11 protein-coding genes are annotated in these 12,221 nt (G+C 43.7%); 8 read left to right on the plus strand and 3 right to left on the minus strand.

Going from position 1 to position 12,221, the window contains the following annotated elements; genetic code table 11:
* Positions 1 to 113: 113 nt before the first annotated feature.
* Complete coding sequence (gene mngA / locus AB4161_RS04295) at positions 114 to 2,048, minus strand: PTS 2-O-a-mannosyl-D-glycerate transporter subunit IIABC (protein ID WP_372082862.1); 1,935 nt, start codon at positions 2,046 to 2,048, stop codon at positions 114 to 116.
* Positions 2,049 to 2,365: 317 nt separating this feature from the next.
* Here mngA and AB4161_RS04300 point away from each other — a divergent pair, with 317 nt between their 5' ends.
* The 4 genes from AB4161_RS04300 to dcuC all read left to right on the plus strand — a co-directional run bounded on the left by AB4161_RS04300 (position 2,366) and on the right by dcuC (position 5,535).
* Positions 2,366 to 3,082 carry a GntR family transcriptional regulator gene (locus AB4161_RS04300; RefSeq protein WP_010430026.1) on the plus strand — a complete coding sequence of 239 codons (717 nt, stop codon included), beginning with the start codon at positions 2,366 to 2,368 and terminating at the stop codon, positions 3,080 to 3,082.
* 231 nt (positions 3,083 to 3,313) lie between these two features.
* The gene (locus AB4161_RS04305) at positions 3,314 to 3,514 is read left to right on the plus strand and encodes a hypothetical protein (RefSeq protein ID WP_136978665.1); all 201 of its coding nucleotides are present in this window, start codon (positions 3,314 to 3,316) and stop codon (positions 3,512 to 3,514) included.
* A 23-nt stretch (positions 3,515 to 3,537) separates the two neighbouring features.
* On the plus strand, positions 3,538 to 3,789 hold the full coding sequence (locus AB4161_RS04310; protein ID WP_133151380.1) for a hypothetical protein: 252 nt from the start codon (positions 3,538 to 3,540) through the stop codon (positions 3,787 to 3,789).
* Between the two features lie 378 nt (positions 3,790 to 4,167).
* Complete coding sequence (dcuC, locus tag AB4161_RS04315) at positions 4,168 to 5,535, plus strand: anaerobic C4-dicarboxylate transporter DcuC (RefSeq protein WP_017062608.1); 1,368 nt, start codon at positions 4,168 to 4,170, stop codon at positions 5,533 to 5,535.
* A gap of 202 nt (positions 5,536 to 5,737) precedes the next feature.
* Here dcuC and AB4161_RS04320 read toward each other — a convergent pair whose 3' ends face one another.
* Positions 5,738 to 6,370 carry a response regulator gene (locus tag AB4161_RS04320; protein ID WP_372082863.1) on the minus strand — a complete coding sequence of 211 codons (633 nt, stop codon included), beginning with the start codon at positions 6,368 to 6,370 and terminating at the stop codon, positions 5,738 to 5,740.
* Entirely contained in the window at positions 6,357 to 8,087 is a 1,731-nt protein-coding gene (gene narQ / locus AB4161_RS04325) for a nitrate/nitrite two-component system sensor histidine kinase NarQ (RefSeq protein ID WP_372082864.1), read from the minus strand. The genes AB4161_RS04320 and narQ overlap by 14 nt, the downstream gene beginning before the upstream one ends.
* A 253-nt stretch (positions 8,088 to 8,340) precedes the next feature.
* Between narQ and napF the strand changes: the two genes are divergently transcribed.
* The 4 genes from napF to AB4161_RS04345 all read left to right on the plus strand — a co-directional run bounded on the left by napF (position 8,341) and on the right by AB4161_RS04345 (position 12,221).
* A complete protein-coding gene (gene napF / locus AB4161_RS04330) occupies positions 8,341 to 8,820 on the plus strand; it encodes a ferredoxin-type protein NapF (RefSeq protein ID WP_017062611.1) in 480 nt (159 codons plus the stop codon).
* A gap of 22 nt (positions 8,821 to 8,842) precedes the next feature.
* Positions 8,843 to 9,148: a chaperone NapD gene (locus tag AB4161_RS04335; RefSeq protein ID WP_008219286.1), complete on the plus strand. Its 306-nt coding sequence runs from the start codon at positions 8,843 to 8,845 to the stop codon at positions 9,146 to 9,148.
* Positions 9,145 to 11,634 carry a periplasmic nitrate reductase subunit alpha gene (gene napA / locus AB4161_RS04340; protein ID WP_372082865.1) on the plus strand — a complete coding sequence of 830 codons (2,490 nt, stop codon included), beginning with the start codon at positions 9,145 to 9,147 and terminating at the stop codon, positions 11,632 to 11,634. The genes AB4161_RS04335 and napA overlap by 4 nt, the downstream gene beginning before the upstream one ends.
* A 125-nt stretch (positions 11,635 to 11,759) precedes the next feature.
* The gene (locus AB4161_RS04345) at positions 11,760 to 12,221 is read left to right on the plus strand and encodes a nitrate reductase cytochrome c-type subunit (protein ID WP_017062614.1); all 462 of its coding nucleotides are present in this window, start codon (positions 11,760 to 11,762) and stop codon (positions 12,219 to 12,221) included.

Genomic DNA, 12,221 nt, shown 5'->3' on the forward strand with positions numbered 1-12,221 from the left:
CAGAATCTGTGTGAATAAAACCGTTAGGAGCACAGGCATTTAGGACAGCCAAGTTGTTCGTTATTTTTTATACGGTGTTTTAATTGCGAGCTAGAAGCTAGCTCAAAATTCAGTTAGTTCTGTGTTGCAGTACTTGCTTCAAACTTACCCTTTTTTACAGCGTGACCACGCCACATCAGAAGAGTAACAGTTGAAATCACTGTGCCGACAATCGCAGCACCGAACCAGATTGCAGCAGCAGAGAATGCGCCCAAACCTGAATCGTGTAACAAGAAGATAGAGAAGATACCTGCACCCGGAGTCGATAGACCAATACCTGCCGCGCCAACCATCGCACCTGTAACCACTGATCCTAGTAAGAATGAGCCGATTACACGGATTGGATCTTCAATCGCCATTGGGATTGCACCTTCGGTAATACCCGCAAGGCCAAGTAGCCATGTCGATTTACCGGTTTCAATCTCAAAGTCTTTGAATAGGCGTGGAGCAATCATGGTTGAAGCCGTTACAGTGAACGCCGATACCATTTTTACTGAACCAAAGATTGCGTAAGGGCCATAAACACCGTTCGCCATTGCACCTAAACAGAATGCGTAAGCGGCTTTGTTTACCGGACCACCTAAGTCGAATGATACAAACAGACCAAGAATCGCACCCAATAACAGCGCATTGGTGCCTGACATACCGTTCAACCAATCCGTTAAACCTTGGTTTAAGAACGCAACAGGTTTACCGATAACAAACAGCATCAAGCTACCCGCTACCAAAGTACCAATCACAGGGTAAAGGTAGAAAGTAAGGAAACCGTTAAACGCAGGACCCAAGCGAACATGCTCTTTTACCCAACGCATTACGTAACCAGCAATCAAACCACCAACAACACCGCCTAGGAAACCTGAACCAATGATGTTTGCAGCAATACCCGCAGCAAAACCAGGACCAAGTGCCGGTTTGTCGGCTAATGAGTAAGCAGTGTAAGCTGCCAGTACTGGCACCATTAATGTACCTAATAGGCCGCCACCTAATTTACGATACATCCACAGCCAAGAATCTTTTGTTGCGTAGAGCTCTTGCAGGTCAAAAATTTGCGCGATAAGAACAGCAACCGCAAGAACAGTACCACCAGCAACGATAAGAGGAACCGCGTAAGAAATACCAGAAAGCAGTGCTTGTTTAAGCTCAGTTTTCAACGGTAGTTTCTTCGGTTTGTCATCGGTAGCAACTTTACGTTCTGCACCGTTACCTTTTTTCGACTCTTCAATCGCTTCATTAAGAATGCGCTCACCGTGTTTAATCGGTTCTGCAACTGGTGTTTCAACACGAGGAATGCCGTTAAAGCGCTCAGATTCTTTAATCGCAACTTCAGCAGCAAAAACACACGCCACAGCATTGTTAAGTTGTTCCGCAGTTAAGCGATCTTCAATACCGTTTGCGCCCTGCTTTTCAACATGAACCTTGTAGCCAAGCTTTTTTCCCGCTTTTTCTAGGTACTCAGCCGCCATATAGGTGTGAGCAATGCCTGCTGGGCAAGCAGTAACACATACAATTGTCGGCGCATTTGTATCTAAGTTGTCTTGTTTTTCTTCTTGTTGATTGTCGCTATCAAGAAGCGCAAAGATTTCTTCAGCGGTTGTCGCTTTTAATACAGCTTCGCGAACATCGTCATCAACCAATGTAGTTGTCAATGCAGTAAGCAGATGCATGTGGGTAGAACCCGCTTCTGCATTTGGAATCGCAATTAGGAAGATAAGATTTACATCTTCGTCTTCATCCAAGCCTTTCCATTTCATGTCTTCTTTAAGCGTTGCTACAGCGAAGCCAGCTTCTTTAACCGCGTCAGTCTTGCCATGCGGTACTGCTAAGCCTTCGCCAAGCGCTGTCGGGCCTTGCTCTTCACGAGCAAATACTGCATCAAGGTACTCTTGCTTGTTATGCAGTTTGCCTTGCTGATCCAGTTGGTCAGCAAGTGCGTAAATCGCTTCTTCTCGACTGCTAAACGTAGTTTGCAGATTTACGAGCGACTTATTCGTTAGAGTAGTAAGTTTCATAACCTTTGTCCCATAGTCACGGATTAGTACGACAGTCGTCCCTGTCGACGAGAAGAATAATACAACTTCAAGACATTTAATCTGTGATCACGATCTCATCAATACATATTTGTATTTAATTTGTATTTAAATCGTATTGGTAAATCCTTTAAGAAAGCTTGTTATGTATCGTTTAATTTGTATTATATGTACTACAAAACGCCGATACGACGCTCACACTAACCTTTAAAGCAAGGCTTATATAGAGCAAATTTACGTATTTAAGGTACAGGTTGTTAATCAAAGTCTAGTTGTCCTAGCGCACAAATGAGGCAAAAATGGCAAGACTCCCTATGTATCGCCAAATCGCCGATGCAATAAGAGAAAAGATCAGTTCTGGTGAATATAAAGTTGGAGAAGCACTCCCAACAGAAGCGCAATTGCGTGAAGTATTCTCGGTAAGCCGTGTAACGGTTAGGCAAGCACTGAAACTACTGATCGAAAACGATGAGCTTGAAAGCGTTCAAGGCAGCGGTACTTACGTCAAAGAGAACAAGATCAATTACGACATCTACAAACAGTCGAGCTTTCAAGAAAAGTGGGCGCATTTGGATGTGGTTACACACAGTGATGTTCTAGCCTTTGAAATGAAGCCCTGTTCTTTGGCGATGTCTGAACATCTAGATATTAAAGAAGGCGAATTAGTTTTCTACGTAAAGCGTGTTCGCTTCATAGACAACAATCCAATCACGGTTGAAGAAACTTGGTTACCTGTTGCCCTATTCCCAGATCTCACCTATCAAGTGATGCAGACATCAAAGTACGACTTTATTGAGAACACCAAAGGCATGGTGATTGATAGAAGTGAGCAAGAACTGGTGCCGATTCTTCCGCCTGAAGACGTTGCTAAACAGTTAGGGATTGACCCAACTCAGCCTATCATTGAAAAACGTACTCGAGGTTACCTCGCCAATAACACAGTGTTCGAGTACAGCCGTAACTACTTCACATCTAACGATTACAGATTTACTTTGGTCGCAAGACGCCAGAGATAATACTCATCAGCAAGTTTCTATAACAGTAGATGACCAACACAGAGAGCGCCTTGTTCTCTGTGTTTCTGTGCTGTTAGTTCAATAGTAAACCCAACTTTCCCTCCCAAATATTCCTAAATCAATATCAAGCAACCTCACGAAAGATCATTCACATTCATTTAAATACTGTTCGCGCACTTTGAACATAAACTAAGCGCCAAATGACAAGAACAACAGTCGACAGGAATGTAAATGAATACCAAACAACTTGAGGACGCGGTAAGCGAAGTGAGCTTATTCAATCAGCACCTCCACTTAATCCAATCCGTGCATACCATTCCAACCCCAAAAATGAATTGGGAGTCGATTGCGATGGAACCTGCGCCAGCAATGCCAACGGTTCGATTCGATCACTGTCTACTCATCAGACTAACACTTAGTTCGTCGTGTTAAATCACTTTATATACAAAACTATTATGTCGAAACACACTATCTCACGAACATCGCACCCATTAGCAAATACAATTTCATACACACGATTCCTACCAAAGCTACCTTTAGTTCTAATCGCTTTCTCTATGCCCCTATTCGCAGAAGAAGTTGAAGAAGTGGTACTCGAGGACGAAGTCGTATTAAATGAAGGTTCTGAGTTAAACGAAGAAGCTGAAGAATCGCCTTATTATAACTTGTGTTTTAGCGCTTACTTATGGGAAGTAAGTAGGCGTTAAACATAAGTAATCTTTAAATGTAAGTAAGCTTAAAAGCTAAGATTCTCACCTCTTTACTCCGATAAATACCCACTTCGTTACACGTTTCCTTCCAAAGTACAAAAAATACTCGCGATTTATAAAATAACACCACCATATGCAAATAGAACAACCAAAGGTGATCCAAGTTATATTCTAACAAGCCACAAAATTTGTTTATTAACATCTAAACAACAGTAGTTATTCACGATTTACAACCACAATTAACATCAAAGAAAATGTTTGTCTTAGATCATATCAACCTCAACTATGCCTCGTGCCACAGTGCAGTTTTCTGTACATTCATTGTCATATTCTGAAACACTTTCTTATATTTTTTTAAACTTTGTGGAGATTTCTATGTTAGAGCTCTTGATCGGATTAGTGATTACTATCGCTGTTGGTTACTTTATTGTGAAAGGCTATAAAGCGGCAGGTGTACTACTGACAGCTGGCCTTGCCCTACTTCTTATTACTGGCCTTATAGGTCACACAGTCTTACCCGCTAAGGTCGCTTCAACAGGTAACATGGTTACCGACTCACTAGAATTCGTTAAGTACATGCTTCAGTACCGTGGAGGCGGCCTAGGCATGCAAATCATGCTTCTTTGTGGCTTTGCTTCTTACATGACGCATATCGGCGCAAACAATGTGGTAGTAAAACAATTCTCTAAACCGCTTGCTGCTATCAAATCTCCATACGTACTTCTTGTTGCGGCTTACATCGTAGCGTGTCTAATGTCTCTAGCAGTAAGTTCTGCAACAGGCCTTGGCGTGCTATTGATGGCGACCCTATTCCCAATGATGACGGCAATGGGTATTTCTCGCCCAGCGGCAGTTGCAGTTTGTGCGTCACCTGCAGCCATCATTCTTTCACCAACGTCTGGTGATGTGGTTATCGCGGCAGAAAAATCAGGCATGTCTCTTGATGTGTTTGCTGTTCAAACGGTACTGCCTGTTTCTATCTGTGCGATCATCGTGATGGCGGGTGCGGCTTTCTTCTGGAACAAATACCTAGATAAGAAAGAAAACACACCAATGGAAAAAGTAGACGTTTCTGAAATCGAAACAACGGCGCCGGCTTTCTACGCTGCACTTCCATTCCTACCTATCATCGGCGTTTTCCTATTCAACGGTCGTACGATTCCAGGGCTTTCACTTGATATCTACACTATTGTGGTAGGTTCTATCTTCGTAGGCGCAGTTATCGATTACGTTGTTAAGAAGTTTGACGGCGAGAAAACACTAGAAGATCTAGACTCTTGCTACCAAGGCATGGCTGACGCGTTCAAAGGCGTGGTAATGCTGTTGGTTGCGGCGGGCGTATTTGCTCAAGGTCTAATGTCTATCGGTGCAATTGATAACCTAATCGGTCTTGCCGAATCTGCAGGCGCAGGCGGTATCGCATTGATGCTTATCCTCACAGGTCTAACGGTTGCTGCGGCAATTGCGACAGGTTCAGGTAATGCACCTTTCTATGCATTCGTAGAACTGGCTCCATCATTAGCGGCGAAAATGGGCTTGAACCCAGCGTTCCTAATCATCCCAATGCTTCAAGCATCGAACCTAGGCCGTACGATTTCACCAGTATCTGGCGTAATCGTAGCGACTTCTGGTATGGGTAAAATCAGCCCATTTGAAGTCGTAAAACGTACGTCTGTACCGGTAATCTGTGGTCTTATTACGGTTATCTTCGGTACGCTTGTATTGGTTCCAATGTCGGCGTAAGCCTTAAGTTTCTAATCTCAAAGAACGAAGAACAAACGAACACCAATACTGAATATAAAATGCGTAAACAAAAAGGCGCTGAACTTAATAAGTTCAGCGCCTTTTTTAATGTCACTTTCTCAACATCGTTAAAACTATCGAGACATGTACAAAATGTATAAACAGTCAGGCTTGAAATAGTGTTATCTCAAAGGAACAAGCCCTACTTCATTTCACCATAGCGTTCTAGATACAGAACCGTTGCAGCGGTACGGGAAGACACTTGCAGCTTTTTCAACAAGCTTTTCATATGTACCTTAACTGTCGATTCAGAAATAAACAGGTGATCGGCGATCTGCTTATTACGGTAACCTTTCGCGACTTCTTGAAGGATCTGCATTTCACGTTCAGTCAGTTGTTCGAAGATATCATTGCGGCTTCCAGCATCATTTAGGTAACGAGCAACCACACTGCTGTAAGCCTTGTCACCGCTGTTTGCTTGCTTAAGCAGTTCAATTAACTCATCGGGTTCAGTGTCTTTCAACAAGTAGCCATCAGCGCCTGCTTTTACAATCGCTTCAATGTCTGCAGGGCTATCAGAAACCGTTAGAATAACAATGTTTGCGCTAGAACCGTCAGTGCGAAGTGCTTTCAAGGTATCTAAACCAGACATGCCCTTCATATTGAGATCCAAAAGGATCAAATCAGGTTCTTCTTCATGAGCAAGAGCAACCGCTTCAGTGCCGTTACTTGCTTCTGCAATCACTTCGAATTCGTCTTCAAAGCTCAGTAATTGGCTTATACCTCTGCGCATCAATGGATGATCATCAACCAGCATTACTTTACAAATCGTCAACTTTAACTTCCTTCAAACTTTTATATTTCAATATGACTGTACAGCCTTCACCTTGCGCCGCTTCAATCGTCAAGTCGCCATTCAGTCTTACCGCACGCTCCTGCATAATGCTCATCCCGTAGTGGTTCACCTTGGAACTACTTGCGTCAAAGCCATCTCCATTATCTTTTATCACGACTAATACTTCACCGTCCTCATCGATACAGCATACATCTATTAAGTCGGCATTGGCGTGTTTTATTGCATTTATTGTTGCTTCACGAATCAATTGAAGCAAGTGAACCTGACTATGCGCATCAAGCTCGATCGATGAGAGATTATTAGTGAGGTTAATCTTCGCATCGGTTCTCTCGCTGAGCGCCTCAAGCATGGTACTTAAGGCGTCTCCAAAGTTGCCCTCTTTAATGGTCAACCTAAATGTGGTGAGTAGCTCTCTTAACTGGGTATAAGCGTCGGCTAAGCCGTTTCCGATCTCAGACGCGATTTGTTCAGATTGCTCTCGGTGCTGTTGCTCTGGCAGTTTGCCAATCACACGCTTTAATAGTGTAACTTGAATTTTCAAGTACGACAGTGATTGAGCCAATGAATCGTGGAGTTCACGTGCAATCGTGGCACGCTCTTCCATGATAATAAGCTGTTCAGCTTTCTTTTGAGCACGATTGTAGTAGATCGCTCTCGATAGCAGTTGAATGAAGCTTTCGATCAGAGCTTTAGTTGAGTGCCCGTGGTGATATGAACAGTATAAATAGCCGAGAATAAGTTCGTTATCGTCGAGTTTCATCTCAAACTTTTCGTAGTCTAAATTCGAATCGTAACCTTCATCCATAATCAATGAACGGCCTGAGTTATCGACAATCTCGAGCCTCAGTGATCCAATCCCTTCCAAGCTCACGAGATGCTGCAAGATAGCTCGGAAGTTTTCAGGAGCAATACGCGTCACCGTGAGCTCTTGTGACGAGTTATAAAGTGCCTGCAGCGACTGGTTCGCATTTTGCAGCTCAATCGTCTTTGCATCCACCACATCTTCAAGGTTTCGATAAAGCACGCCTAAATCTTTGGCCATCGAGTTGAAGGTTTTGGTCAAAATGCCCATTTCGTTGTTACTGGTCACCTTGAGTTCTACCTCGAAGTCGCTGTTTTTGATTCTTTGGCTCGCACCGACAAGAGCATGTAGCGGTTTAACAACCTGTTTACGTACAAAGTGAACAACAAAAAGAGATATAACCAGAATCCCACCAAGGCCGATACCACCAGCCCACGCTAACTTTATTAACTTGTCTTCAGAGAACTCTTGCAGCTTATAAACGAAGCCATCGATTTCAGCCACGAAGTTTTCAACCAACACGAGATAGTGATCGCGCTCTTCGCTATTCAAGACCTGTTTTAGCTCATGCCAACGGCCGATAATTAAATAGTAATCTTCTGTGATGTCTGTCGGAACATTCCAACTGACCAAATTAGTCATGGATGGCGAGTAAAGAGAACTTTCGAATTCACGAATATGAGATTCATAATCGACAGATTCTATTTGAATATCATGGGCTAAACGGTAGCTTTGCATTCGCATTGAACCGGCCACGTTAACCGCTTCCGCATCATTCAAACTTGAAGCCAAAGTAAAGATGGCAAAGCCAGTCGTAGCAACCGACAACAGCAGTATAGAGAGCAAAGATTTTGCTATCGTACTTGTTACAGATGAAACCGGTTTTATAAGCAAAAGTGCCTTCCTATTGATAAATGACTTGCCAGCGATATCGTATTGTCACACATCAAAAATCATAGCTCCATTCAATATGTGATCACTCGCTCCGTAATTTATTGATCTAAGACAATATATGCCCCCAATTAGCCCTTAGGGGGTATTTATACAATTGTTTCTAAAACTACACTACTTGTGAGGACTCATTACAAGATATTAATAGAATAATGACCTACAATTACAACATCTTAGTAACATCTATAGGTATCTAGTGGTAGATCTATCAAAACGCCGTCTTTTTTCAAGACGAAAAGTTGACTCAAGCCAGATTCGTTTGCCTTGGATTGACAGCCTAGAAAGCTTTACAGATGACTGTACTCGCTGCGGTAAATGCATCGAGAGTTGTGAGACTAAGATAATCATTGTAGGCGATGGTGGTTTTCCCACTGTAGATTTCTCTATTGATGAGTGTACGTTCTGCTATCAATGTGCAGATGTTTGTCCCGAACCCATTTTTAAGCCAAAGCAAGGAGAGCCTTGGCAAGCAAAAGCACAAATCTCTGATAAGTGTTTAGCGCAACAAAATGTTGAATGCCGAAGCTGTGGTGACATGTGTGAACCTATGGCCATTCAATTTGAACTTAGAGCAGGCAGTGTTGCTCTACCAAAAATCGAGTTAGATGAGTGTAGCGGTTGTGGGGCCTGCGTAGCAATTTGCCCTACTTCGGCTATTCTTGTGAGTAATGCATAAATAAAAATAACGAGAGCAATTTATGGCACTAAATGAAGTGCATATATCAAGTTTAGTCGTGCATGTGAGCCCTGAGCATCTAAATGAGATCAAAGCGGAGATCGAGCAATTCGATAACGCTGAAATCTACGGAGATAGCCCTGAAGGCAAAATCATCGTGGTCCTAGAAACTGAAAACCAAGGTTTTGTAACGGACACCATCGAAGCAATAAACAACATTAAGAACGTTTTGGGGACAGCTTTGGTTTATCACCAAATCGAAACTGGACTCGACGAAACGGATTTAGAAACTGGAAGCAACAATTCTCAACTTGAGGGTGAAGTATGAAAATGACAAGACGTGCGTTTGTGAAAGCAAACGCAGCTGCATCAGCGGCAGCCGTTGCAGGTGTAACACTACCGGCAACAGCAACCAACCTGATCGCTAGCTCTGATCAAACAAAAATCACGTGGGATAAAGCGCCTTGTCGTTTTTGTGGTACGGGCTGTTCGGTACTAGTAGGTACTCAAAACGGCAAAGTGGTTGCGACTCAAGGCGACCCAGAAGCACCAGTAAACAAAGGCCTTAACTGTATCAAAGGCTACTTCCTTTCAAAAATCATGTACGGCAAAGACCGTCTTGAGACTCCTCTACTTCGCATGAAAGACGGTGAGTTCCATAAAGATGGTGATTTCGTACCCGTATCTTGGGACAAAGCGTTCGACGTGATGGCTGAGAAATGGAAAGCTTCACTGAAGAAGAACGGTCCAACAGGTGTTGGTATGTTCGGTTCAGGCCAATGGACAGTAATGGAAGGCTACGCAGCCGTTAAGATGATGAAAGCGGGTTTCCGTTCAAACAACATAGATCCAAACGCTCGTCACTGTATGGCTTCTGCTGTAGTAGGCTTCATGCGCACTTTCGGTATTGATGAGCCAATGGGTTGTTACGATGACTTTGAACACGCAGACGCATTCGTACTGTGGGGTTCAAACATGGCAGAAATGCACCCAGTACTATGGACTCGTATTACAGACCGTCGTCTAAGCCACCCACACGTTAAAGTAAACGTACTGTCTACTTACTACCACCGTTCTTTCGAGCTTGCAGACACGGGTTACATCTTCGAACCTCAATCAGATCTAGCAATTGCTAACTTCATTGCTAACTACATCATTCAAAACGATGCCGTTAACTGGGACTTCGTGAACAAGCACACGAACTTCAAGCAAGCAACGACAGACATCGGTTACGGTCTGCGTGACGATGATCCACTACAGAAAGCAGCCGCAAACCCTAACTCAGGCGAAATGACTGCTATCTCTTTCGAAGACTACAAAGCGTCTGTTGCTGAATACACAGTTGAGAAAGCGTCTGAAATGTCAGGTGTATCTCAAGAAGACCTTATCAAGCTGGCTAAGCAATATGCCGATCCAAATATCAAAGTAATGTCACTTTGGACTATGGGTATGAACCAACATACTCGTGGCGTATGGATGAACAGCCTTGTATACAACATCCACCTTCTTACAGGTAAGATTTCTACTCCAGGTAACAGCCCATTCTCACTAACTGGCCAACCTTCAGCGTGTGGTACAGCGCGTGAAGTTGGTACATTCGCTCACCGTTTACCTGCCGATATGGTGGTTGCTAACCCTAAACACCGTAAAATTGCAGAAGATATCTGGAAACTTCCAGAAGGCACCATTCCACCGGTACCCGGCGCTCACGCTGTTCTTCAAGACCGTATGTTGAAAGACGGTAAAATCAACGCTTACTGGGTAATGTGTAACAACAACATGCAAGCGGGTCCAAACATCAACACTGAACGTCTGCCAGGTTACCGTAACCCAGATAACTTCATTGTATGTTCTGACCCGTACCCAACGGCAACAGCTCAAGCGGCTGACCTCATCCTTCCAACAGCAATGTGGATTGAGAAAGAAGGCGCTTACGGTAACGCAGAGCGTCGTACACAAGCATGGTACCAACAAGTGAAAACTGTAGGTGAAGCTAAGTCTGACCTATGGCAAATCATGGAATTCTCTAAGCGCTTCACTATTGAAGAAGTTTGGGGTGAAGAACTGGTTGCGAAAATGCCTGAGTACCGTGGCAAAACCATGTACGACGTGCTTTACAAAAACGGCAACGTTGATGCATTCCCACTGTCTGAAGCTCAAGAGCTTAACGACGATGCACAAGCTCAAGGTTTCTACGTTCAAAAAGGTCTATTCGAAGAATACGCAGCCTTTGGTCGCGGCCACGGTCACGATTTAGCACCATACGATCGCTACCACCAAGTTCGTGGTCTACGTTGGCCTGTTGTTGACGGTAAAGAGACACTATGGCGCTATAAAGAAGGTTCAGATCCATATGCTAAGAAAGGTTCTGATTGGGACTTCTACGGCAAACCAGATGGTAAAGCACTGATCATCAATGCACCATACGAAGCGCCACCTGAAGTACCAAACGATGAATACGATATGTGGCTATGTACAGGTCGTGTTCTTGAGCACTGGCACACAGGTACTATGACTCGTCGTGTACCAGAACTTTACAAAGCAGTACCGGATGCACTTTGTTACATCCACCCTGCTGATGCTAAAGCTCGTGGTCTTCGCCGTGGTGATGAAGTTCTTATCGAAAACAAACGTGGTGAAGTACGCGTTCGTGTTGAAACTCGTGGTCGTAACCGTCCACCACAAGGCTTGGTATTCGTACCATTCTTTGATGCAAGAATTCTGATCAACAAGTTGATCTTGGATGCAACGGATCCTCTGTCTAAACAGACGGATTACAAGAAGTGTCCAGTTAAGATCACTAAGGTCGCTTAAGGACAATATGTTCTTACCACTTAGCTCGTAGATCTGACGTTTTTAATATTGCGACTGCTTTTTTCGTTACTTTTTGAAAGAAGTAGTCCACTCAAAGAATTAGCCTTTAGGCGGAGAAATTAACCATGAAAAAACTGATTACTGCCCTACTATCAGCTGGTCTTTTGCTAGCTGGTGCAGTTCAAGCTGAAGCTGAACTGGATAACCCAGGCGGCATTGGTGGCGTAGAATCTCTACGTGGTGCAAGTGAACTTGAAGCAACTCGCGCAGCAGATGACTTCAAAAAGTTCCCTCGTGACCAAGTACTTGAGAGTGACTACGTATACCAACCACCTCTAGTGCCTCATACTATTCGTAGCTATGAAGTTTCTCTTAACGCTAACAAGTGTCTTTCTTGCCACAGCTGGAAAAACGCAAAAGAAATGGGTGCTACTAAAGTGAGTGTAACTCACTACATGAACCGTGAAGATGCGGTACTTGCAGACGTATCACCTCGTCGTTACTTCTGTCTACAGTGTCACGTACCTCAAGCTAATGCTAAGCCACTAGTTGAGAACGAGTTCAAACCTGTAGATTCACTGCGTTAA

Origin of the sequence: Vibrio sp. 10N.286.51.E5, from assembly GCF_041469125.1 — a bacterium.
Lineage (GTDB): Bacteria > Pseudomonadota > Gammaproteobacteria > Enterobacterales > Vibrionaceae > Vibrio > Vibrio crassostreae_C.

Excerpts from the sequence above, each read along its gene's own strand:
- mngA (WP_372082862.1), bottom strand. The coding sequence starts at position 2,048 with ATGAAACTTACTACTCTAACGAATAAGTCGCTCGTAAATCTGCAAACT.
- AB4161_RS04300 (WP_010430026.1), top strand. The coding sequence starts at position 2,366 with ATGGCAAGACTCCCTATGTATCGCCAAATCGCCGATGCAATAAGAGAA.
- AB4161_RS04305 (WP_136978665.1), top strand. The coding sequence starts at position 3,314 with ATGAATACCAAACAACTTGAGGACGCGGTAAGCGAAGTGAGCTTATTC.
- AB4161_RS04310 (WP_133151380.1), top strand. The coding sequence starts at position 3,538 with ATGTCGAAACACACTATCTCACGAACATCGCACCCATTAGCAAATACA.
- dcuC (WP_017062608.1), top strand. The coding sequence starts at position 4,168 with ATGTTAGAGCTCTTGATCGGATTAGTGATTACTATCGCTGTTGGTTAC.
- AB4161_RS04335 (WP_008219286.1), top strand. The coding sequence starts at position 8,843 with ATGGCACTAAATGAAGTGCATATATCAAGTTTAGTCGTGCATGTGAGC.
- napA (WP_372082865.1), top strand. The coding sequence starts at position 9,145 with ATGAAAATGACAAGACGTGCGTTTGTGAAAGCAAACGCAGCTGCATCA.
- AB4161_RS04345 (WP_017062614.1), top strand. The coding sequence starts at position 11,760 with ATGAAAAAACTGATTACTGCCCTACTATCAGCTGGTCTTTTGCTAGCT.